The following is a 21,737-nucleotide window of genomic DNA, read 5'->3' as shown; positions in this document are numbered from 1 at the left end:
CCTGAAACAAGGTTCGTTTGAAGTCGCGGCGGGATTTGAGGTCCCGCCGCGCCAGTTTGAAGAGCGTCCGGGATCAATAGATCTTGGAGAACTTCTCGATGTTCGACTTGTCGAACTGGAAGGGCGGAGCCATCGCAGCCGAGTTGGTGTCGTCGAGCGTGACCTTGCCGACGCGGCCGATCGACAGCGTGGCACCAGGCTTCGCCTCTTCCTTCTTCACCGCCAGATCATGGGCGAGGTAGACGGCCGAATAGCCGAGGTCGATCGGGTTCCACAGCGCAACCGCCTGGCTGGCGCCGTTGTCGATGAACTTCTTGAACTCGGACGGCAGCGCCAGACCGGTGACATTGACCTTGCCGATCAGGTTTGCATCGGTGACGACCTGGGCGGCGGCGACGACGCCGACGGTGGTCGGCGCAATGATCGCCTTGAGGTTCGGATAGGACTTCAACAGGCCCTTGGCCTCGTCCGTGCTCTTGGCCGAATCGTCATCGCCATAGACGGTGGCGACGAGTTTGATCTTGGGGAACTTCTCCGGCAGGATTTTCTTGGCCGCATCGATCCAGGCGTTCTGGTTGGTGGCGGTCGAGGAGGCCGACAGGATGGCGACTTCGCCGCCTTCCGGCAGGTAATCGGCGGCAAGCTTGATGATGGTCTCGCCGATCAGTCCGGTGTCGGACGGATTGAGATGCAGTTGGCGACCTTCCTTGGCGACGCCCGAATCCCAGGAGATGACGGTGATGCCGCGTTCCATCGCCTTCTTCAGCACCGGCACCAGCGCGTCGGCGTCATTGGCCGAAATGGCGATGGCGTTGACCTTCTGGGCGATCAGCGAATTGACCACTTCGATCTGCGCTTCGGCGGTCGCCTTGGTCGGGCCGGTGTAGATGATGTCGACGTCGCCAAGTTCCTTGGCCGCCTCTTCGGCGCCCTTGTTGGCGGCATCGAAGAACCCGTTGCCGAGCGACTTCACCACCAGCGCGATCTTGACGTTCTCGGCATAGGCTGCATTCACGAACATGGCGGCTGAAAAAGCCGCGGTCACCATCAATTTCTTCAAGAAGCTCATCGAATATCCTCCCTTGAGCGTTGCATTCCATCGCCGCTGCTGGCGTGAGAGTGTCTCAGGCCTGCAGCGAAGATTCTTCCTTTGCCGACTTGCGGGCGACGATCAGCGTCACGCCGGCGGTCTCTAACATCTTGGCTTCGCGATCCTCGATGCCGTCATCGGTGATGACGGTGGCGATGCGCGACAGGCCGCACAGGATCAGGCTGGAGCGTTTGCGGAATTTCGAGGAATCGACCAGCACCACCAGTTCGTCGGCCTGGTCGATCAGTTTCTGCTCCGCCTGGATCAGCAGCGGGTCGCCCTCCATCAAACCGAGCGGCCCAAGCCCTTGCGCGCCCATGAACATGAGGCGCGCATAGAAATTGCGCGTCACGTCATTGTCGAAGGGCGACAGGATGATGTTCTGCTCGCGATAAATGGTACCTCCAGACAGCATCACCGTATTCTTGGAGTGCTTGAGCAGGTGCTCTGCGATCGGGAACGAATTTGTGAAGATCGGCATGCGGCGGCCGGTCAGGAAATGCACCATCTGGAAGGTGGTGGTGCCGCCATTGATGATGATCGGCTCACCGTCCTTGCACAGCTCGACCGCTTCACGCGCGATTGCCCGCTTCTGCGAGGCGTTGATCGTTTCATTGACGGAAAAGGGCCGGCCGGCCAGCCCAATGAACTGCGGCGGCGAGATTGCTTCAGCGCCGCCACGCACACGGCGCAGGCGCTTCTGGACATGGAGTGCCGCGATGTCACGCCGGATCGTCGCCTCGGAGGACTCCGTCAGGTCGACCATCTCCTGCACCGTCACCACAGGTTTTTCCTGGACGGCGGACAGAATGATCCTGTGGCGCTCTTTTTCGTGCATGGTTCCTCCCTGCCTCGGCATCTAGGCACCCAAAACGCGCAGTGTCAATCATTTCCGATCATATAATTTCATTGTGCAGTGCAATATGATCGATCTTGATCGTTTGTGATTGACAAACGGGCTGCTTCCGTGGAAATTTGGGCAAAATTGGCCGCACCGTCTGCGTGCCTTCGGGAGGATTACATATGCTCGACAAGCGCACCGGCGCGCGGCTCGCCAATCTGTGGGACGAGGCCAAGGCTCAAGCGATGAGCGAGCCGGAACTTCTGGTCTATCGCTCGAACACGCTTGGCTCCGACAAGCGCGTCACCAATTATGGCGGCGGCAACACCTCCTCGAAGATATGGCAGAAAGACCCGCTCACCGGCGAGGATGTCGAGGTGCTTTGGGTCAAGGGCTCGGGCGGCGACAGCGCCTCGATCAAGCTTGACGGCTTTGCCACCCTCTACATGCACAAGCTGCGCGCGCTCAAAGGCCTCTATCGCGGCGTTGAGCACGAAGACGAAATGGTCGGCTTCCTCCCGCACTGCACCTTCAACCTTAATCCGCGCGCCGCCTCGATCGACACGCCGCTGCATGCTTATGTGCCGAAGCCTTTTGTCGATCACATGCATCCGGACGCCATCATCGCCATTGCCGCGGCCAAGGATTCCAAGGCGCTGACCGGGGAGATCTTCGGCGACGCCATCGGCTGGCTGCCGTGGAAGCGTCCCGGCTTCGAACTCGGCCTGTGGCTGGAGAAATTCTGCCTCGAACATCCCGCGGCCAAGGGCGTCATCCTGGAAAGCCACGGCCTGTTCACCTGGGGCGACACTCCTCGGGAATGCTATGAGACGACGATCTCGGTGATCAATCAGGCGATCGAATGGTTCGAGCGCCGCTCCGAAGGCGTCGCCATCTTCGGCGGCGAAGCGGTCAAGTCGCTCGATTCCGCTTCACGCCGCGCCATTGCCGCGAAACTGATGCCGAAAATCCGCGGCCTGATCTCGGAAAAGAGCCACAAGACAGGTCATTTCGACGATTCGCCCGCCGTTCTCGAATTCGTCAACTCCAGGAATCTGCGCCCGCTGGCGGCGCTCGGCACGTCGTGCCCTGACCACTTCCTGCGCACCAAGATCCGTCCGCTGGTCATCGAGTTCGATCCGGCAAAGCCCGATGTCGATGCCGTCATCGCGCGCCTCGCCGACGACGTCGCGGCCTATCGTGTTGGCTATCAGGCCTATTACGACAGCTGCAAGCACGCCGACTCGCCAGCCATCCGCGATCCCAACGCCGTTGTCTATCTGATGCCCGGCGTCGGCATGTTCACTTTCGCCGGCGATAAGGCGACGGCGCGCATCTCGGGCGAATTCTATGTCAACGCCATCAACGTCATGCGCGGCGCCTCGACCGTCTCATGCTATGTCGGCCTGCCTGCGCAGGAAGCCTTCGACATCGAGTACTGGCTGCTCGAGGATCTGAAGCTGCAGCGCATGCCGAAACCAAAAGCTCTTGCCGGCCAGATCGCGCTGGTCACCGGTGGCGCCGGCGGTATCGGTCGCGCGACCGCCAACCGGCTGCTGAGCGAAGGCGCCTGCGTCGTGCTGGCCGACATCGACGAGACAGCGCTCGCCAGCGCCAACGACGAATTGTCCAAAGCCTATGGCAAGGATTTCGTCCGGCCGGTGCCGATCAACGTCACCTCGGAGGAGCAGGTTATCTCCGGCTTTGCCGAGATGGCGGTCGAGTTCGGCGGCATCGACATTCTGGTGTCGAACGCTGGCCTCGCCTCCTCGGCGCCGATCGAGGAGACGACGCTGGCGCTGTGGAACAAGAATATGGATATCCTGTCGACCGGGTATTTCCTGGTCTCCAGGGAGGCGTTCCGGCTGTTTCGCGTGCAGAACATCGGCGGCAACGTCGTCTTCGTCGCCTCCAAGAACGGACTTGCCGCCTCGCCCAACGCCGCCGCCTACTGCACCGCCAAGGCCGCCGAGATTCATCTCGCTCGATGCCTCGCACTGGAGGGAGCGGAAGCCCAGATCAGGGTCAATGTCGTCAACCCGGACGCGGTGCTGCGCGGCTCGAAGATCTGGAGCGGCGAATGGAAGGAACAGCGCGCCGCGGCGTACAAGATGTCGACCGACGATCTGGAGGAGCACTATCGCTCGCGTTCGATGCTGAAGCGCTCGGTCTTCCCGGAAGACATCGCCGAAGCGATCTATTTCTTCGCCTCCGACATGTCGGCCAAGTCGACCGGCAACATCATCAATGTCGACGCGGGCAATGCGCAGAGTTTTACGCGCTAATGATCTGAAGGCGGCGCCGCCGACGCCGAAGCGCTTCCGGCAGGCGGATGACGGGCAGCGCCGGCCGAAAGCATTTTGGGAGGAATAGCAGTGTCCGAAACCATCATCTCCGCCGACGTCGTCGGCAAAGACAACGCCGCGCGCAAAGCCAACCTCGAGCGCGACTACGCCTCGCTCGGCGAGCGCCTCGACCGTCGCGGCATCGCCATCGATGCCATCCGCGACAAGGTCGAGAAATTCGCGGTGGCGATTCCGTCCTGGGGCGTCGGCACCGGCGGCACCCGCTTTGCCCGCTTTCCCGGCGCCGGCGAGCCCCGCGACATCTTCGACAAGATCGAGGACTGCGCCGTTATCAGGCAATTGACGCAGGCGACGCCGACCGTGTCGCTGCACATTCCGTGGGACAAGGCCGACCCGAACCGGCTGAAGCAGGCAGCCTCGCGCTTTGGCCTCGGCTTCGATGCCATGAACTCCAACACTTTCTCGGATGCGAAGGACCAGAAACTCTCCTACAAATTCGGCTCGCTGTCGCATGCCGACGCCGGCACGCGCCGGCAAGCGGTCGAGCACAATCTCGAATGCATCGAGATCNAGACGTGTGCTCTTCCGATCTGTTCGAAGGCGCTGACGGTATGGATCGGCGACGGCTCGAATTTTCCCGGTCAGGTGAATTTCGCCAAGGCCTTCGAGCGCTATCTAGACGCCATGAAGGAGATCTATGCTGGGCTGCCCGCTGACTGGAGGCTGTTCAGCGAGCACAAGATGTACGAGCCGGCCTTCTATTCCACCGTCGTGCAGGATTGGGGCACCAACTACATCATCGCTAGGGAACTGGGCGACAAGGCGTTCTGCCTGGTCGATCTCGGCCACCACGCCCCCAACGTCAACATCGAGATGATCGTCTCGCGGCTTATCCAGTTCAAAAAACTTGGCGGCTTCCACTTCAACGATTCGAAATATGGCGACGACGATCTCGATGCCGGCTCGATCGACCCCTACCGGCTGTTCCTTGTCTTCAACGAACTGGTCGATGCGGAGCTTTCGGGCGCCGAGGGTTTTGATCCCGCGCATATGCTTGACCAAAGCCACAATGTCACCGACCCGATCGAAAGCCTGATGCTGTCGGCGGTCGAGGTGCAGCGCGCCTATGCGCAGGCGCTGCTGGTCGACCGCAAGGCGCTCGAAGGGTACCAGGACAGCAACGATGCGTTGATGGCGACGCAGACGCTAAAACTGGCCTATCGCACCGATGTCGAGCCGATTCTCGCCATGGCTAGGCTGAAGACCGGCGGCGCCATCGACCCGGTTGCGGCCTATCGGGCGGCGGGTTACCGGGCCAAGGTCGCGGCGGAACGGCCGGCGGTCGCCGGCGGTTCGGGCGGCATTGTCTGAGGCGAACTCCCAGCCGATATTGCCCCTCACCGGTTTGCTTCGTGAGGGACCGTTTTGTGAATGGACTCGATTGATCCGAGAGGCTCTTCTAGGCGCACCCCCCGCCCGGAGAACCGCCATGCCTCTCAACCGTCGAACCCTGATCGCCGTTAGTCTCTCCGTCGCCTTTGCGCTTGCGCCACTACAGTTGACTTTTGCTGCATCGCCGGCGCCGGCCAAAGGCGAGCACGGCATGGTGGTGACGGCCCAGCATCTGGCCTCCGAAGTCGGCATCGAAGTCTTGAAGAAGGGCGGCAATGCTGTCGATGCGGCGGTTGCCGTCGGCTATGCACTCGCCGTCGTCTACCCCAATGCCGGCAATATCGGCGGCGGCGGCTTCATGACCATCCGCTTCAAGGATGGCAAATCGACCTTCCTCGATTTCCGCGAGCGGGCGCCGCTGTCGGCGACCAAGACCATGTATCTCGACAAGGACGGCAACCCGGTAAAGGGTGCCAGCCTCGACGGCTATCTCGCCGTCGGCGTGCCGGGCTCGGTGGCTGGTTTCGAGATGGCACGCGAAAAATACGGCAAATTGTCCCGCCAGGATCTGATGGCGCCGGCAATCAGCTTTGCCAAGGATGGCTTCATCCTCAATCAGGGCGACGCCGCCTCTTTTGCCGGCAGCGCCGACAGGCTGGCGAAGGACCCCGCCGCCGCCGCCATTTTCCTGAAACCCGGCGGCAAGCCCTACGGCATCGGCGAGCGGCTGATCCAGCCTGATCTTGCGGCCTCGCTCACCGCCATTTCGGAAAAAGGTCCTGATGCCTTCTATAAAGGCGCTATCGCCGACGCCATCGTCAAGGCGAGTGGCGCCAAGGGCGGCATCCTGGCCAGGCCGGATTTCGAACAATATGCCGTCCGCGAACTGAAGCCCGTGACCTGCTCCTATCGCGGCTATGAGATCACCTCCTCGCCGCCGCCAAGCTCAGGCGGCGTCATCATCTGCGAAATTCTCAACGTGCTGGAAGGGTATCCGCTGTCCTATCTCGGCCCAGGTTCGGCCGAGACGGTCCATGTCATGGTCGAGGCGATGCGCTTCGCCTATGTCGACCGCAATTCGGCCCTCGGCGATCCCGATTTCGTCGACAACCCGGTCACGAAACTGCTTGATAAGGCCTACGCCAAGGATATCCGCGACAAGATCGACCCGTTCCGGGCCGGCGTGTCGCAGGACCTGATGCCGAAGGGTTTTGGCGAGAGCAAGGAGACAACCCATTATTCGATTATCGACAGTGACGGCAACGCGGTTGCGGTCACCTACACGTTGAACGGCTCCTTCGGCGCCGGCGTCGTCGCCGATGGCACCGGCATCCTGCTCAACAACGAGATGGACGATTTCACCCAGAAGCCCGGCGTGCCCAACCTCTATGGTCTGGTCCAGGGCGAGGCCAATGCCATCCAGCCCAAGAAGACGCCGCTTTCGTCGATGAGTCCAACCGTGGTGGCCAAGGACGGCAAGCCGTTCATGGTCATAGGCAGCCCCGGCGGCTCGCGCATCATCACCATCACACTGGAAGCCATCGTCAATGTCATCGACCATGGCATGAACATCCAGGAGGCGATCGACGCGCCGCGTATCCATCACCAGTGGCTGCCGGATAAGGTCTATATCGAGCCGTTCGGTCTGTCGCCGGATACCGAGAAGCTGCTGGCCGGCATGGGTTATCACCTCGATCTCGCTGACCAGACCTGGGGCCAGGCGGCAGGCATCCTGATCGGCGGCAAAAGTCTGGCGGAAATCGAGAAGGGCGGCGGCGCGCGCTACAATGGCGCCATCGACAGCCGCGCGGCCTCTGGCGAGGCGCTTGGATACTGAGCTTGGCAAGGCTGGAGATGGGCTTGGAGCAGCGTAGCGATTCGGGTTGATCGCCCGCTGCTCAAGCGGGTTGGCGCATAGAAGCAATGGTCGTCACAAGACCAGCGTGATGGTGGAGGCAATCAGCATCACGGCGGCAATGCCGACGAACAGCGCGTAGATGCGCGGTCGGTCGAGCAGCAGCGCGTTGCCGGATATCCAGGCGGACGTGGCGCCGCCAAGCGCGAAGAGGAAGCCGTTGCGGTGCCCGAAGACCATCGATGCGGCCATCAGTCCGCCAATGATCAGCGCGCCGAATACGATGATCACGGCAACGGCGTATTTCTCGAAATCGTTGCCGCTCCCCATGCTCGGACCGATCGCGTTCAACGTCGGCAGGTCGTCCGGATCGAAGGGGTTGGTCGACCCATACTCGTCTTGACCGACAGGCTCTCGCATCATTCGTTCTCCGTATAGCGGCAACAAATCATCAAGCCTTGCCGAGCGCAACCCGATCGCACTGCCTTGATGCGTTCGACCGGTCTTTTGACGCCTTCTGGCGGCGGTTCGCAGCCGCCTTTTTGATTCGCGCCCTGGCCGTCTTCGGGTCTCTGGCTATCCGGGACCCGGCGATTGCCGTCCCTCTATCATGGAATGCAGTCGTGGAGGAAAAATGATTCGGCACGTGGATTGCGTTTCGCGGACTGCGATTTTCGCGTGATGCGCACGGGGCTCCCGCAGGCCGAATCGCCTGCGGCCGGCGGACGGGTTGCGCCTGACAATCCGTCTGGCAAAAAAGCAGGCCTGTCGGAGCGCGTAAATGTTGACTATTAAGTTCATGTTTCATAGTCAATCGGGAGTCCAAATCGAAAAGCAGGCGCGCCGCAGTGCAGAGAGACCGAGAGCTCCAGCCGAGAGCCATGCCCGATCATCCGTGTCGAATGACCCGGCGCCAGGCACTGGGGCTTTTCACGCTGCCGTTCGCGGGTATGGCGTCGGCGACGGCCGAACCCCGCAGGCCGCGCATAGTCTGCCTCGATGACGGGCTGGCCGAGACCTTGCTTATGCTGGGTGTGACGCCGGTTGCCATTGCCGACCGTCAAGTGTGGGAGACCTGGGTCGTCGAGCCGCCGCTGCCGGCCGATATCGCCGATGTCGGCACGCTGCTCGAGCCCAATCTCGAATTGCTGCAGCAGCTCAAGCCCGACATCATCCTGTCCGTGCCGTATATCGACGGCATCAAGCCGCTGCTCGAACGCGTGGCGCCGGTGACGACGATCGGGCTCTATACCGAAGCCGGGCAGCCCTATCGGCGCGCCGTCGAGGCGACGCGCCAACTCGCCAGGCTTGTCGGCAAGGAAAGCGAAGGCGAAGCGCTGATCGCGGCAACGGATGCTTATTTTTCAGAAGTTCGCCAGCAGCTGGCGCCGCTTTCGGCGCAGCCGATCTATGTCGTCAGCTTCATGGACCCGCGCAATGTGCGCGTCTACGGCAAGAAAAGTCTGTTTCAGGAGGTGTTCGACCGTATCGGGCTCAGCAACGCCTGGACGGGCGAGACCAATTATTGGGGGTTTTCGACCGTCGGCATCGAAGGTTTGGCGACAGCCAGCGACGCACGCCTGGCCTATCTCGAACCCTTGCCCGAGGGCGCCGGCGGCACGCTGACCGAAAGCCCGGTCTGGAACGCCATGCCCTTCGTGCGCAACCGCTCGATCATGCGTCTTCCCGCCGTCCTGATGTTCGGCGCGCTTCCGTCCGCGACCCGTTTTGCCCGGGTCCTGGCGTCGGCACTGAGCGCGGAAGCTGCTCATGGCTGACGGTGCTGCGACCATCGCTCAAGAGGGAAAGCCTGCGTCGGCCGGCCGAGCCTTGCCAGGGGGCCTTCTCGGCAACCAGCCGGTAGGCGCGATCCTGCTTTGCGCCATGCTGGTCGCGGCAGCGTTAGCGGCAACCGTCTCAAACCTCACGGTGCAGCTGCCATCGGCGCTCTGGCTCCAATCGCTCGCCGCCCCCGACATCGCCGACATGCGACAGGTGCTCGTCCACTACGCCTTCCTGCCCAGGCTTGCGGTCAGCCTTTTGTGCGGCGCCGCACTCGGGCTTGCCGGAACGGTCCTGCAACAGGTTCTACGCAATCCGCTCGCCTCGCCCGAAACGGTCGGCGTCTCGGCGGGCGCCTATCTGGCGCTGGCACTGGCGACGCTTCTGTCACCGTCCCTGCTTGCGTTCGGCCGCGAATGGGTGGCGCTGGCTGGCGCCTTCACGGCGCTGGCCGCCGTCTTCGCTCTGTCCTGGCACAAGGGCCTGTCGCCGCTTTCGGTCGTGCTGGCGGGGCTTGTGATCAGCCTCTATGCCGGCGCCATCGGTGCCGCGCTCATTGTGCTGCGGCATGAATGGCTGGCCAGCCTGTTCATCTGGGGCGCCGGTTCGCTCGGCCAGCAGGACTGGTCGACGACGCTGTGGCTTTTGCCACGCATCGGCACTGCTGCGCTGGCGATCTTCCTCATGGTGCGGCCGCTGACCTTGCTAGGCCTCGACGATGAAGGCGCGCGCAGCCTTGGCGTGCCGCTCGGCGCCTATCGCTTCGCCGGACTGGCAGCCGCCGTCGCGCTGATCGCCTTCGTCGTTGCCGCTGTAGGCGTCATCGGCTTCGTCGGCCTGGCCGCAGCCACCCTTGCGCGCATCGGCGGTGCACGACGGCTGGGCCAGCAGCTGGTGATGGCGCCGCTCGTCGGCGGCGCGCTGCTGTGGGCCGCCGATCAGGCCGTGCAGATCGCCACCGGACCGCAAGGCGACCTGCTGCCGACCGGCGCGATCACCGCACTTCTCGGCGCGCCGCTGCTGCTCTGGCTGCTGCCGCGGCTTGCGCTTGGGTTGGAAACCCCGGCCTTGACGGCCGCCCGCCTGCCTCGCGTAAACCGGCCCGACCTCCTGCTGGCGGCGATCGGCTTGGCTCTGCTTTTGCTGCTGGGGTTGGCTTTGCTCTATGGCCCGGGGCCGCATGGCTGGACCTTTGCTTTCGGCGACGAGCTACGGCCAATGCTATCGTGGCGGTGGCCTCGCGTGCTTGCCGCGGCGAGCGCCGGCGCCATGCTGGCGCTCGCCGGGCTGATGATGCAGCGGCTGACCGGCAATCCGATGGCCAGTCCCGAAGTGCTGGGCATCAGCGCCGGCGCCGCGCTCGGCATGATGGTGGCGCTGTTTGCGCTCTCCGATGCCGGACGCCCTGTTCAGACGGCAGCGGCAACCATCGGCGCCTTCAGCGCTCTTCTGGTGACGCTGTCGATCGGCCGCCGTGCCGCCTATGCGTCGGAGCGGTTGCTGCTTGCTGGCATTGCACTGACGGCCTTGTTCGATGCGCTGATCCTTGTGCTCACCGCCACCGGCGATCCTCGCGCAATGCTGCTGCTCAACTGGCTCACTGGTTCGACCTATGGCGTCGATATTGGCGCCGCCCTGCTGACCGGTGGCATCGCCGTCTGCCTCTTCGCGCTCGCGCCGCTCTTCATACGCTGGCTCGACATCCTGCCGCTCGGCTCCGCCGCCGTGCAAGCCCTTGGCATCAACCTGAAGAGGACGCGGCTTCTCGTGCTGCTGATGGTCGCGGCGCTCACCGCCGCCTCGACGCTGATCGTTGGCCCGCTGACCTTCATCGGCCTGATGGCGCCGCACCTTGCCCGTCGCCTTGGCCTTTCCCGTGCGCTGCCGCAGGCCATTGGCGCGGTGCTCGTCGGCGCGCTGATCATGGTCGTCGCCGACTGGATCGGTCGCACAGCCATCTTCCCACGCCAGATTCCCGCCGGCCTCGTCGCGACGCTGATCGGCGGCCCGGTGCTGATGTGGCTGCTGCGAAGGTGAGACGCACAGACGAATTCGAGCGGACGATGGCGAAGCATCTTGATGCTTTTCCCTGCGTGCACCCCAGCTTCGAGCTGCATGCCTGCGAGAACCACATGTCGATCCTGCCGGTCACCGTCAATCGCGCGGTGAGGGGCGCCAGCTACCGGCCGTTACCCTTCAACGCTGCAATGACCTGTTCTCGTTGTGTGGCCTCCTCCGCGTTCATAGCGCCAAAGCGCAGGGCGCAGCGGAATGTTTCCCCCGGCGCGACGCGAACCAGGCGACCTCTTTCCTTCGCCGCAAGATAGCCGTCGGGTTCGGCGGTCGCCGGCAGCACGAGGCCAAGCGCGTCCTGATCGGCACCGCGCGTGATCCAGCGCACGGCATAATTGAGCTCTTCGGGGCGAAAGCTGACGAAATCCGCTGTCCGGTCCGGATGGACCTGTAGGGCGTGCGCCCAGCCCTCGTCGTCTGCCTTCGCCTTCATCGTCAGCACGAGTTCGGGATCGATCGGCTCGCCCTTGGTCAATATGCGATGCCGCGAAGGGTCGGCTACGACGGCGTCGCGATAGGCAAGGTAGCTTTCGCTCGGTTCAAAAAAGGGTGGAAGCACTTGGCGCACGACAATGTCGGCGTGATCATTGGCGACGGTGTCGATCAGGCGCCCGCCATCGGCCGGCCTGAAGTTGATGTGCGCCAGGTACATCAGCTCCATGGGCGAGCGTTTCAGGTTCTCGATGGCAATGTCGACGGCCACGCTTGTGGCGTCGTGCTGCAGCCGCACGGTAGGCTTCATCAGATAGTCGTGGCTGAAGGCGACGGTCTGTCGGCAGTGCCCGGTCAACGCCATGAAGGGCCTTTCGGAATTGCTGCCGGCGATCAGTTGCACATGCCCATAGGGCGCATTTGGCAGGTCGCCGTGAAGCGGGTGGCGGTCATCCGGGCCAGGATTGCCCATCGCTGTGGCGCCGCAGTGAATGAAGAACGCGCCATAGTTCGAGAGGTAGTCCCGGGTCGCGACGGGCTCGTCGAACATCGAGCGCATGGTCAGGGAGCGGTTGAGGAACGTTGCGTCCCAAATCTGCTGTCCCTGGAAGGGCAGCACGACGATTTCGCCCTTTGCGTTGCTGATCCGAAGACCGGCAACACCGGATCGATAGCGAAAGGCGGTGGCGAGAAGTCCCCGATAGCGGGCCACGATTGTTTCCGACGGGCCGAACAGCTCGGGCACGAGATCGACGAAAACGTCATCGGAGTACTCGGGATACATTGTTTCGACCTCGATCTGTCGCAGGCGCATGCCGATAGTCGCAGGAAACCTCTGGAAATCAACGGCAGCGCGTCAGGCTCAACCAGGACGGCTGATGGCGGAGCGTCTCGGCGCCCCGGGAGAGCGCTTCGTCGGCTCTATCGCTCGCTGCGCTTTGCAACAAGCGCCGATTTCTATTTGGCTGAGGCCGGGGGCAGCTCGTACAGAGTGGCGCCGCTCTCCTGGCCACGCTCGACATAGCCGATGATATGAAACCATCTGGCGACGTCAGGTCCCTGGAGCCAGCTGCGCGAGTGGATGGGGAGGTTGCCGGCGAGCGCCTGGATGTGCCTGATATGCCGCTTGCAGAAGCGAACGGTCGCGGCACGGAAGAAATCCTCCTGCGCTGCAAACAGCGTATCGGCGGCGTCGCTGTTCTCATGCCAGGCGATGATCGCCACGGCCTTGTCGCCCTCAACGAGTGCGTGAGCACGGCCTTCTTTCAAATTCATCATCAGATTGTCGTAGGCGATCTTGCTGTCCTTGCCGGCCGCCACGTATTCATCCGACATCCGCTTGGAGAGGCCGTGAAACACATCCTCCAGATCCCCAAGCGTTGCTGCGCGTGCTCTCATTTCTCCTCCTAGCGCCCCGGCAGGCAGTTTGCCCTAAGGTTGGGGGATCACCAAGCAAATCAAATCCGCCAGCAGCCTGATGTGAGCAAAGTGATTTCGCCGTCACTACTGACGTCACCAAATCCCTTGAAACCAAGCCATTGAAAAAGGCTCTCGTGCCTCCTTGCGCACCTGGATGCGGACGGCCCGGCTGTGCACTTGACGTTGCGCAGACCATCACCATCTCGAAGGGCGTGCCGCGATGGCGCACCGATTGCTTGCTCGCAAAAGGCGTCGAAAAAGATGGAGGAAGTGATGAACGACGTTCGCTTTTCCGAACCCGTATTCCTTAAGTTCCGCACCGCATCGCGCAAGGTCGCAAGCAGCTTCGAGGCGTTGGAGTGCCTGGACCAACAGTGGCCCGAATGGGCGCGCGGACGCAACTGGCGCGCAGCCTCGCGCGCCTGTCGCGACGCGCTGGACGGCTGGCGCAGCGCGCGCGACGCGCAAAAGGCCTTGCTGAAAGCGGCAAGGAGTGCAGGGGTCATCGCTGCGGAAGCGCACTCTCGCGGCACCTCCCGCTCGGTCCGAATAAACGAAGGCCTGCGACCCGACGCGCTATTCAGTGAACGACAATGACGCCGTCGACGGCGTGCCATTCCGACGGTGCGGCAAGGCGATGGTGAGCGCACGGAGTGTAGCGTGTCCCTTCCAACTCTCGCTCCGGTTACGAGGAAATCCTTAGCTCGGGAAATTCCGGGCAAGGTCATACTCCTGGCGGATATAGTTTGCGGGCCGGCAAGAAATTTCGGCGGGAACAAAGCTTCCTCATCATCGTTCATTCGCCGCCCGGACGTACTCGTCGCTCACCCGTCCGGTCGTGTCGTCCGCTGCTCGATCTTTGGCGCAGGCGCCTGCTGTTGAAAGACGAAAAATGGAGGAAGCTATGAAACGAACCCTTGTAATCGCCGCCGCACTGATGGGCTTGTTGGGTGCTCCCGCAATTGCTGCGACTCACTATTGGGTCGCCAAGGACACGAGCACGAAGACATGCACGGTGGTCTCTTNGCTTGTTGGGTGCTCCCGCAATTGCTGCGACTCACTATTGGGTCGCCAAGGACACGAGCACGAAGACATGCACGGTGGTCTCTTCGAAGCCCGACGGAGTAAAGATGACGGCCATCGGCAAAAAAATATACTCGAGCTATTCGAGTGCAGACAAGGCTCTGAGGGTTTTGGCCGCCTGCAAGAGCTGACAAGCATGCTTTAGCCCGCCCGGGCATGCCCAGGCGGGCTTTGCGTCAACTCGAATGGCTCTCCTCTCGACGAACATCTCGTCTTCAAGCGAGCCACCTCGCTCTCGAACGCTAATATCGTCATCCTGCGGTTTTCGGAGGACGTCGGTCTCGCCCATGACATCCGGACGACCGCGCCCGAACTGGTGGGCGACGATGGCGAGGCCTTGCCGAAGACGAGGTGAAGCGCTGGTCGAGTGAGGTGCGCAAGCATTAGCCGGACTGGGTGGCTGGGACTGTTCAGCCGATCCTTGCCGACGCGTTATCCGCTATGCGTGGTGTGCCCGCGTTCTGGCGGCCTTCTGCGCTGCCTGCTTCCTTCCGCGAGCGCCTTTCGTTTCGGCGGCCTTCTTCGCGGCGGCCGAGCGCTCCTCAGCCGTCCGGCGCGAGGCCGCACGCTTGGCCTGCTGCGAGAGCGCCTCGTGCGACGCCGTGCTCTTCGGCTCGTGCTCCAGCGCCTTGGAGACGGCTTTCGAGACCTGCGGGCGGCGTTTCGGCCTGCGTTCGCCCTGGCCGGCCTCGTAGGCGTATTCGGCGCTCTTGCGCGTGCTCTCCTTCACCTTGCCCTTTTTGGGCGGGGGCAGGTCTACGCCTGCGCGTCTTGCCTCGGAAAGTCCGATGGCGATGGCCTGCTGGGTCGATCGCGCGCCGTGTTCGCCCTGGCGGATTTTGTCAATCTCCTCGTGCACGAATTCGCCGGCCTGGGTGCTCGGCGACTTGCCCTCACGTTTGTCCTTTTGGGCCTTCTCGATGGTTTTCTTATCCGGCATTGTCTTTCTCCCACATAAGGGTTGCGACAGCCATTCGGGTGGCAGTGCTCGCTGTCTCTGTCCTACATGAGGTCCTAACGCGTTGAGGACGCAAATGATCCCGGGCCGGGTGATCCAAGGCGCGGCAATCAGGATGTCGATCTCTCCGAACTCAGATGGCGCGAGAACCAACGGCTCGCGAGGTCCGCGACTTCGTCCAGGGCGCCTGGCTCTTCGAACAGATGCGTCGCGCCAGGGACGATGGCGAGTTCCTTTTCGCAGTGGAGCGCCGACAGCGCCGAGCGGTTGAGCGCGATCACCTGCGTGTCCGCGCCTCCGACGACGAGCAAGGTCGGCGCCCGGACTTGCGGCGGGGCGAGCGCTGCAAGATCGGGCCGGCCACCACGCGAAACCACGGCCGCGGCCTGGTCGGGCCGCTCGGCCGCCGCTACCAGGGCGGCACCGGCGCCCGTACTTGCGCCGAAATAGCCAAGCGGCAGGAGCGACGTGTTCGGCGAGGCGCCGAGCCAGTCCGTGACGCTGATCAGCCGGTCGGCGAGCAGCCCGATATCGAAGCGCAACTCGGCAGTGACTTGGTCGATCCGCTCCTCTTCGGCCGTCAACAGGTCGACGAGGAACGTGGCGAGGCTCGCCTCGTTCAGCCGTCCGGCCACGTAGCGGTTGCGCGGGCTGTGGCGGCTGCTTCCGCTGCCATGGGCGAAAAGCACAAGGCCGCGAGCATCCGGGGGCATCGACAGATTGCCCTCAAGCGTGACGCGATCCGCGGCAACCCGCACGACCTGCTCGCTGACTGAAACCCCGTCCATACCCACCTCCGCTACGTTGATCTTTTGCCGCGCGCCGAGCCGGCGGCCGCGTGCCCAGCCGATGCCTCTTCGGATAGCGAGACCTCTTTGGAAGCGGCAGGCTTGGGCACGGATTTGGCGAGGAGCGCGCGGACCTCTTGATCGCTCGTCTGTGAGAAATCCACGTACCACCGGCCGACACCAAGGAGCGGCTCTGGCGTCGTCGCGCAAACCACCTCGTCGGCGTCTGCCCGCATCGCGTCGCAAGTGTCGGGGCTGCCGACGGGAACGGCCGCGACGATATGGGCGGCGTGGCTTTTTCGGAGCGCCTTGATCCCCGCCCGCATCGTTGAACCGGTCGCAAGCCCGTCATCCACGAGGATAATGGTTCGTCCGTTCAACCGCGGCGGGGGCCGCCCGCCCCTATAAAGGTGCTCGCGGCGCAGAAGCTCTTTTTCCTCCTTTGCGGCGACCGCGTCGATGACATCTGGCGGGATCGCGAGACCGCCGACAATTTCGTCGTTCAGGACCCGTACGCCGGAGGGCGCGATCGCCCCCATGGCCAGTTCCTCGTGGCCGGGAACGCCGAGCTTGCGCACGACGAGGACGTCGAGCGGTGCCTTGAGTGCCTGCGCGACCTCGTAGCCAACCGGCACGCCGCCTCGGGGCAGCGCCAACACGATCACGTCGTCGCGCCCGGCAAAGCGAACGAGCTCTTCGGCTAGTTGCCGCCCGGCCTCGCGGCGATCTGAAAAGACGATAGCCATGATTTTTCGATCCGCGTGCATCTGTTTTCCCAGAGTATGTCTTCCCCAACCTGCTTGAGCCTTAGGCCTCAACGGCTAGTCTGCGGCTACTCCCGTGAACAAGCCTGCGGCGCCGACACTCTTTTGGAACTCGCTCGCTGCTTGGACGTTCCAAGAATAGTTTCGATCGCGAGGTGCCATCACGCGCATTAGCGCGGATCGAGAACACTGCAGATGGCGATCTGTACGAGCCTCGTCCGAACCGGCAACCTCGCGATCCTCAGCAACGGCCGCGTTTTGGCGACTTGTTGCCTCGGCAATCAGAGAGAGGAATATCCCATGCAAGTTCAGGAGATCATGAGTCATCGGACCGAACTGGTCGGCCGCGTCGCCGAGGAGCGCTCAGCCGGCAACACCACCGTTCGCGAGGTCATGTCCGAGCATGTCTATTGGTGCTTCGACGATGCCGACATCAGTGATGCGGCGAAGATCATGGCCAAGCATCAGGTGCGGCGCCTTCCGGTGATCAACCACGATAAGCGCCTCGTCGGCGTCATTGCCCTGGCCGACCTCGGTCGCACCGACGAGGAAGCCGCCAAGATCGCCCTCGAAGGCGTTTCCGAGGCGACGGACGATCCCCGCCGCTAGGCGACTGTCCGGCTGCTCCTTTTCGAGTTCGCCGGTCCTGCTCTTGTCGTCGAGACGAAAGACCAGCTCGAATCCGGTCAAGACGGAGCCGCCGACGACGCTGAATGCCGACCGGGGAACGCGCACCGGGAACAACAGGCAGGCACGGCTGTTTGGTCACATCAGCCGTAATCGGATTTGATTGGAAGGAGGATTTCGATGAGTGCCACCGGACTCGACGTATTCGACAAGACACTGCAGACGACGAATATCTGGCTCGACGAGATCATGGACGAGATCGGGCCGGATCGGCAGATCGCCTGGCATGTTCTCGGCGCGGTACTGCACGCGCTGCGGGACCGCATGCAGCCGGATCTTGCAGCCCACCTCGGCTCGCAGCTTCCGATTCTGGTGCGCGGCGCCTTCTACGACCAATATCAGCCTTCCAAAGCTCCCGAGAAGATGCGGTCGCTCGACGAGTTTCTCGCCAAAATCGAGGCGGAGCTGGAATTGACCCGTCCGGTCGATTCCAAGGATGCATTCAGGGTCGTGTCCAAGGTGCTTGCCCATCATGTCGGAGAAGGACAGATGCACAAGGTCTGGGAATCCCTGCCAGGGGAGATCAGACACGTCGCCGAAGCTCAGCAAGCGGCGCCAACGGTGCCGACGCGGCCTTCTCGGTCGCAATCCTCCCTGGGAAAATAGCAAATGCCACTCACTCTTGTCAGACGGGCGCTCCCGACAGGGCCGGCTTGGCACCGCCTTGCAAAGCGGGGCTCGAATACCATTCGATCAGGAACGGTGATCGCTCGATCCGGCCGGGATCCCGCAGCGCCTTTGCCAGCTGGTCTACAGCTTCCGGCTCATTGCTGCTTTGAATGAATTACTATGCTCCGGGACCAGCGACTCGCGGAGGCATTGCACGCGGGGTTTCGGCCGCTCGCAGCGCCGCAGTCCCACGACGACCGTCCTCCCGAAAGGCGCGATGCCCTGGCTGAACCTTTCCGACCAGCGACGCGAGCTCGTTCTCGTCGAGCGTCTCGGTATCGAGCAGCCTGCGTGCCGCCTTTTCGAGGAGATCGCGCCGTTCGGTGAGCAGGCCCACCGTTCGTTCGAAAGCCGCCTCGACAATGCCGCGCACTTCGGTGTCGATGGCGTCGGCGGCGGCCTCCCCGTAATCGTGCTCGCGCGGCCCGCCGGCGAGCGGGTTGGGGGCCAGGAAGGAACGTGGGTCCTTTTCCAGAACCACGTGGCCGAGTCTTGCCGACATGCCGTAACGCGTCACCATGGCGCGCGCTATGTCGGTTACCTTGGCGAGATCATCAGCGGCTCCGGTGGACAGGTGGTCGAATACGATCCACTCCGCCGCCCTGCCGCCGAGCAGCACCGCCATCTTGTTGTCCAGCTCCTCGCGCGTCATGAGGAAGCGGTCTTCGGTCGGGCGCTGGATGGTGTAGCCGAGCGCGCCGACGCCACGTGGTATGATCGATACCTTGTGCACCGGATCGACGCCAGGCAGCGCCATGGCGACCAGTGCGTGGCCCATTTCGTGATAAGCGACGATCTCGCGCTCTTTCGGGTTCAACAGCCTGTTGCGCTTTTCGAGCCCGGCGACGATGCGCTCCACCGCGTTGTTGAAATCCTCCATTGTTACGGCATCCGCCTTGCGGCGCGTGGCAAGCAATGTCGCCTCGTTCACGAGATTGGCCAGGTCGGCGCCGGTAAAGCCGGGCGTCAGTGCGGCCACTTTTTCCGCATTGACATCCGTCGCCAGCTTCGACGTGGCCATATGCACCTGCAGGATCTTGATGCGACCCTGCTTGTCCGGCCTGTCGACCAGCACTTGTCGATCGAAGCGGCCAGCCCGCAGAAGTGCCGGATCGAGGATCTCGGGGCGGTTCGTCGCGGCCAGCAGCACGACGCCGATCTGTGGATCGAAACCGTCGAGTTCGACCAGAAGCTGGTTGAGCGTTTGTTCCTTTTCATCGTGGCCGCCGACCGTGGTTCCTCGGGCGCGGCCAAGTGCGTCGAGTTCGTCTATGAAGATGATCGCAGGAGCCCTGGACCGAGCCTGCTCGAAGAGGTCGCGCACGCGCGCGGCCCCGACCCCGACGAACATCTCGACGAACTCGGAGCCGGAGATCGAGAAGAACGGCACCTTGGCCTCGCCCGCGACAGCCTTGGCGAGCAGGGTCTTGCCGGTGCCTGGCGGCCCGACCAGCAACACGCCTTTGGGCATGCGTCCGCCGAGGCGGCCGTATTCGCCCGGGTTCTTCAGAAAATCCACGATCTCCTGCAACTCGGCCTTGGCCTCGTCCACTCCCGCCACGTCGTCGAACGTCACCCCGGTATTGGCTTCGACGTAGATTCTGGCCTTGCTCCTGCCGATCTGCATCAAGCCACCGACGCCGCCGTCCATGCGTCTTAGAAGCAGCATCCACAGGCCAAAGAAGACGAGCACCGGCACAACCCAGGAAAGCAGGTCGCTCAGGAAAGTGCTTTCGACCTGGCCGGTGACCGTGACACCGTGTTCCTGCAGGTCACGGGCGAGGTTAGGCTCGACCCGCGTGGTGATGAATAGCGGCTTGCCACCCTGTGGCTCCTTGAAGCGGCCTTGGATGAAACGATCGGAAACCTGCACCTCGGCGATTTTGCCGCCGTTCAGCAGGGTCTCGAACTCGCTGTACGGGATCTGCGCGACGTGCTGCGTCGTGGCATAGAAATATTGGAAGACCATCACGCCCGAGAAGGCGGCGATCCAGTACCAAATATTGAACCGCGTCTTTCTGTTGTTCATGTCCATGGCAGCCTCCAGCATGAAAACTGATATAGGTCGCTGCGCGCGCGCGGCATCGCTATCGGCCCGGTCCGCCGCAAAAAAGTAGGATGTCCTGACCCGCCGCCGACGATCCCTGGGATCGGTCATTGTCCTCGGCCGACCGGCACGCCCAGTGAACCTGCCAGGCCGTTTTCATTGCGCTCGCTCAACCGAACAGGCGCACCTCAAATTGACCAAAGCCTATCCAAAGCCAACCGCCAAACAGCCATGATCCCTGTCCAGAGGCGTCGCGGCCTTGATCTCCACATTGGAGACTGTGCCGCTCCAAACAAAGCACTGAGCCCACGGTGCGATTTTGGCGCCGCCGCCGGCCTGCCAAAACCTTGCGAATTTGGACTTCGGACAGCGGCATTCTGAGGGTATCTCCTTGTCGACCTGGCCCAACACCCTCAAAAGTACCCCTCAAAACCTACGCATGAAATGAGACTACGTGGGACGACTTGAGAAGCCCAGCACGTCGAGCGGCAGAAAACACAGCGAAATTCGCGCTGTGTGAGACTGTCTGAGACGGCTTGAGAAGAATAGATGGTGCCCAGAGGCGGAATCCAAGCAAATGAAATCGGGCTTTGCTTTCAATTCGTTGTGGTTCGCTCAGTCACGACACCGACCAACAGCAATACCAACAAAATATTTCTGTGGATTGGTTCGGTTCCCCAAACTTCGCTCTGCTCGCTACGACGCCGGCATACCGCATCTTATCTCAAAAGCCGATAGCGGTTGCTACTTCTAGGCGGTCCTCTCGATGACATTCCCATGATGCGGGGGCGAGTCGAGAGAGCGCTACATCGCGAGTCCCACTATCGAAGAGGCTTCGGGCTGGAATCAGAAATCACTTTTACGGTCTCGACCGAGCGCCATTCTATTCAGATGCTATGGGCACGACGCGGTTTTTTTTACAATATCGATCAGAATCGTATTGGCTCACGACAGCTTCTGCCCCTTGCGGTCCTGATTGATGGCGAATTTTTGGCTGGAGGTGTAGTGCAACCGAGGCGAGACGGTAAGAACTTGCCCCGGAGGCAGCTTTCGGGTGAGCTTCCTCAAGCTGCCGGCTGTGTGGCCGCTCGTAGCAGCATGCCAAAAAGGTCGCGCGGCTCGTCGGGATCGGCAAGCAGATCGAGTTCCTCGTAGAGGCCGGTCGTTTGCAGTTGGTCGCGCACATAGCGCAGGGCCGAAAAATCCTCGATGGCGAAGCCGACTGAATCGAACAGCGTGATCTGCTTGGCGTCGCGGCGGCCTTGAACCTTGGTGGTGATGACTTGCCAGAGCTCGGTCACGGGATGGTTGGGATCCAGCTGCTGGATCTCGCCCTCGATGCGTGTCTGCGGCGGAAACTCGACGAAAATCTCGGAGCGCAGCAGGATGTCCTTGTGCAGTTCGGTCTTGCCGGGGCAATCGCCGCCGACGGCGTTGATGTGGACGCCGGAGCCGATCATGTTGTCGGTGAGGATCGTGGCGCACTGTTTGTCGGCGGTGACGGTCGTGATGATCCCGGCACCTTCAACCGCTTCCTGCCCGGATGCGCAG

Annotated in this window: 17 protein-coding genes and 2 pseudogenes; 9 read left to right on the top strand and 10 right to left on the bottom strand. The window is 62.5% G+C overall.

Annotated elements, in window-relative coordinates; all coding sequences use genetic code 11:
• Nucleotides 1-73: 73 nt before the first annotated feature.
• Together rhaS and X744_RS162525 are read right to left on the bottom strand one after the other, a co-directional pair.
• The gene (gene rhaS / locus X744_RS162520) at nt 74-1,069 is read right to left on the bottom strand and encodes a rhamnose ABC transporter substrate-binding protein (RefSeq protein ID WP_023758010.1); all 996 of its coding nucleotides are present in this window, start codon (nt 1,067-1,069) and stop codon (nt 74-76) included.
• A 55-nt stretch (nt 1,070-1,124) separates the two neighbouring features.
• The gene (locus tag X744_RS162525) at nt 1,125-1,928 is read right to left on the bottom strand and encodes a DeoR/GlpR family DNA-binding transcription regulator (protein ID WP_023758009.1); all 804 of its coding nucleotides are present in this window, start codon (nt 1,926-1,928) and stop codon (nt 1,125-1,127) included.
• A 185-nt stretch (nt 1,929-2,113) separates the two neighbouring features.
• Between X744_RS162525 and X744_RS162530 the strand changes: the two genes are divergently transcribed.
• From X744_RS162530 to ggt, 3 genes are all read left to right on the top strand, one after another.
• On the top strand, nt 2,114-4,216 hold the full coding sequence (locus X744_RS162530) for a bifunctional rhamnulose-1-phosphate aldolase/short-chain dehydrogenase (protein ID WP_023758008.1): 2,103 nt from the start codon (nt 2,114-2,116) through the stop codon (nt 4,214-4,216).
• Nucleotides 4,217-4,306: 90 nt separating this feature from the next.
• Nucleotides 4,307-5,608, top strand: a complete 1,302-nt coding sequence (gene rhaI / locus X744_RS162535) for an L-rhamnose catabolism isomerase (RefSeq protein ID WP_023758007.1) — start codon at nt 4,307-4,309, stop codon at nt 5,606-5,608.
• Between the two features lie 118 nt (nt 5,609-5,726).
• Nucleotides 5,727-7,466: a gamma-glutamyltransferase gene (gene ggt, locus X744_RS162540; protein ID WP_023758006.1), complete on the top strand. Its 1,740-nt coding sequence runs from the start codon at nt 5,727-5,729 to the stop codon at nt 7,464-7,466.
• Between the two features lie 93 nt (nt 7,467-7,559).
• Here the strand turns inward: ggt and X744_RS23340 are convergent, their stop codons facing one another.
• Entirely contained in the window at nt 7,560-7,907 is a 348-nt protein-coding gene (locus X744_RS23340) for a hypothetical protein (protein ID WP_032907080.1), read from the bottom strand.
• 479 nt (nt 7,908-8,386) lie between these two features.
• On the opposite strand from X744_RS23340, the gene X744_RS162545 reads away from it, so the two are divergent.
• Both X744_RS162545 and fhuB read left to right on the top strand, forming a co-directional pair.
• Nucleotides 8,387-9,262, top strand: coding sequence for an ABC transporter substrate-binding protein (locus X744_RS162545; protein ID WP_023758003.1), 876 nt, complete (start codon nt 8,387-8,389; stop codon nt 9,260-9,262).
• The gene (gene fhuB / locus X744_RS162550) at nt 9,255-11,303 is read left to right on the top strand and encodes a Fe(3+)-hydroxamate ABC transporter permease FhuB (protein WP_023758002.1); all 2,049 of its coding nucleotides are present in this window, start codon (nt 9,255-9,257) and stop codon (nt 11,301-11,303) included. The genes X744_RS162545 and fhuB overlap by 8 nt, the downstream gene beginning before the upstream one ends.
• A 142-nt stretch (nt 11,304-11,445) precedes the next feature.
• Here the strand turns inward: fhuB and X744_RS162555 are convergent, their stop codons facing one another.
• Together X744_RS162555 and X744_RS162560 are read right to left on the bottom strand one after the other, a co-directional pair.
• Nucleotides 11,446-12,585: a DUF4432 family protein gene (locus X744_RS162555; RefSeq protein ID WP_023758001.1), complete on the bottom strand. Its 1,140-nt coding sequence runs from the start codon at nt 12,583-12,585 to the stop codon at nt 11,446-11,448.
• A gap of 143 nt (nt 12,586-12,728) precedes the next feature.
• Complete coding sequence (locus X744_RS162560; protein WP_023758000.1) at nt 12,729-13,169, bottom strand: hypothetical protein; 441 nt, start codon at nt 13,167-13,169, stop codon at nt 12,729-12,731.
• A gap of 294 nt (nt 13,170-13,463) precedes the next feature.
• Here X744_RS162560 and X744_RS0136105 point away from each other — a divergent pair, with 294 nt between their 5' ends.
• Both X744_RS0136105 and X744_RS1000000174975 read left to right on the top strand, forming a co-directional pair.
• Nucleotides 13,464-13,787, top strand: a complete 324-nt coding sequence (locus X744_RS0136105; protein ID WP_023757999.1) for a DUF982 domain-containing protein — start codon at nt 13,464-13,466, stop codon at nt 13,785-13,787.
• Nucleotides 13,788-14,463: 676 nt separating this feature from the next.
• A pseudogene (locus tag X744_RS1000000174975) lies at nt 14,464-14,657 on the top strand (nucleotidyl transferase AbiEii/AbiGii toxin family protein); the annotation flags it as partial.
• A 55-nt stretch (nt 14,658-14,712) separates the two neighbouring features.
• Here X744_RS1000000174975 and X744_RS162565 read toward each other — a convergent pair.
• The 3 genes from X744_RS162565 to X744_RS162575 form a co-directional block, all read right to left on the bottom strand.
• Nucleotides 14,713-15,213 (bottom strand): DUF6496 domain-containing protein, encoded by a 501-nt coding sequence (locus X744_RS162565; RefSeq protein WP_023757997.1) that lies wholly within the window; start codon nt 15,211-15,213, stop codon nt 14,713-14,715.
• A gap of 128 nt (nt 15,214-15,341) precedes the next feature.
• Complete coding sequence (locus X744_RS162570) at nt 15,342-16,019, bottom strand: dienelactone hydrolase family protein (protein ID WP_023757996.1); 678 nt, start codon at nt 16,017-16,019, stop codon at nt 15,342-15,344.
• Nucleotides 16,020-16,030: 11 nt separating this feature from the next.
• Nucleotides 16,031-16,765, bottom strand: coding sequence for a phosphoribosyltransferase (locus X744_RS162575; RefSeq protein WP_023757995.1), 735 nt, complete (start codon nt 16,763-16,765; stop codon nt 16,031-16,033).
• Nucleotides 16,766-17,101: 336 nt separating this feature from the next.
• On the opposite strand from X744_RS162575, the gene X744_RS0136090 reads away from it, so the two are divergent.
• Both X744_RS0136090 and X744_RS162580 read left to right on the top strand, forming a co-directional pair.
• A complete protein-coding gene (locus tag X744_RS0136090) occupies nt 17,102-17,392 on the top strand; it encodes a CBS domain-containing protein (RefSeq protein WP_032907131.1) in 291 nt (96 codons plus the stop codon).
• A 198-nt stretch (nt 17,393-17,590) separates the two neighbouring features.
• Complete coding sequence (locus tag X744_RS162580) at nt 17,591-18,076, top strand: DUF2267 domain-containing protein (RefSeq protein ID WP_023757993.1); 486 nt, start codon at nt 17,591-17,593, stop codon at nt 18,074-18,076.
• A 181-nt stretch (nt 18,077-18,257) separates the two neighbouring features.
• Here X744_RS162580 and ftsH read toward each other — a convergent pair whose 3' ends face one another.
• Both ftsH and X744_RS162590 read right to left on the bottom strand, forming a co-directional pair.
• Nucleotides 18,258-20,174 (bottom strand): ATP-dependent zinc metalloprotease FtsH, encoded by a 1,917-nt coding sequence (gene ftsH / locus X744_RS162585; RefSeq protein WP_023757992.1) that lies wholly within the window; start codon nt 20,172-20,174, stop codon nt 18,258-18,260.
• A 1,076-nt stretch (nt 20,175-21,250) separates the two neighbouring features.
• Nucleotides 21,251-21,737, bottom strand: a pseudogene (locus X744_RS162590) (ornithine cyclodeaminase); the annotation flags it as partial.

It is taken from the genome of Mesorhizobium sp. LNHC252B00, assembly GCF_000502955.1.
GTDB lineage: Bacteria > Pseudomonadota > Alphaproteobacteria > Rhizobiales > Rhizobiaceae > Mesorhizobium.
The sequence above is the reverse complement of the archived record's forward strand: the minus strand, read 5'-3'. Positions and strand labels throughout refer to the sequence as shown.

Excerpts from the sequence above, each read along its gene's own strand:
- rhaS (WP_023758010.1), bottom strand. The coding sequence starts at position 1,069 with ATGAGCTTCTTGAAGAAATTGATGGTGACCGCGGCTTTTTCAGCCGCC.
- X744_RS162525 (WP_023758009.1), bottom strand. The coding sequence starts at position 1,928 with ATGCACGAAAAAGAGCGCCACAGGATCATTCTGTCCGCCGTCCAGGAA.
- X744_RS162530 (WP_023758008.1), top strand. The coding sequence starts at position 2,114 with ATGCTCGACAAGCGCACCGGCGCGCGGCTCGCCAATCTGTGGGACGAG.
- ggt (WP_023758006.1), top strand. The coding sequence starts at position 5,727 with ATGCCTCTCAACCGTCGAACCCTGATCGCCGTTAGTCTCTCCGTCGCC.
- X744_RS23340 (WP_032907080.1), bottom strand. The coding sequence starts at position 7,907 with ATGATGCGAGAGCCTGTCGGTCAAGACGAGTATGGGTCGACCAACCCC.
- X744_RS162545 (WP_023758003.1), top strand. The coding sequence starts at position 8,387 with ATGACCCGGCGCCAGGCACTGGGGCTTTTCACGCTGCCGTTCGCGGGT.
- fhuB (WP_023758002.1), top strand. The coding sequence starts at position 9,255 with ATGGCTGACGGTGCTGCGACCATCGCTCAAGAGGGAAAGCCTGCGTCG.
- X744_RS162555 (WP_023758001.1), bottom strand. The coding sequence starts at position 12,585 with ATGCGCCTGCGACAGATCGAGGTCGAAACAATGTATCCCGAGTACTCC.
- X744_RS162560 (WP_023758000.1), bottom strand. The coding sequence starts at position 13,169 with ATGAGAGCACGCGCAGCAACGCTTGGGGATCTGGAGGATGTGTTTCAC.
- X744_RS0136105 (WP_023757999.1), top strand. The coding sequence starts at position 13,464 with ATGAACGACGTTCGCTTTTCCGAACCCGTATTCCTTAAGTTCCGCACC.
- X744_RS162565 (WP_023757997.1), bottom strand. The coding sequence starts at position 15,213 with ATGCCGGATAAGAAAACCATCGAGAAGGCCCAAAAGGACAAACGTGAG.
- X744_RS162570 (WP_023757996.1), bottom strand. The coding sequence starts at position 16,019 with ATGGACGGGGTTTCAGTCAGCGAGCAGGTCGTGCGGGTTGCCGCGGAT.
- X744_RS162575 (WP_023757995.1), bottom strand. The coding sequence starts at position 16,765 with ATGGCTATCGTCTTTTCAGATCGCCGCGAGGCCGGGCGGCAACTAGCC.
- X744_RS0136090 (WP_032907131.1), top strand. The coding sequence starts at position 17,102 with ATGAGTCATCGGACCGAACTGGTCGGCCGCGTCGCCGAGGAGCGCTCA.
- X744_RS162580 (WP_023757993.1), top strand. The coding sequence starts at position 17,591 with ATGAGTGCCACCGGACTCGACGTATTCGACAAGACACTGCAGACGACG.
- ftsH (WP_023757992.1), bottom strand. The coding sequence starts at position 20,174 with ATGGACATGAACAACAGAAAGACGCGGTTCAATATTTGGTACTGGATC.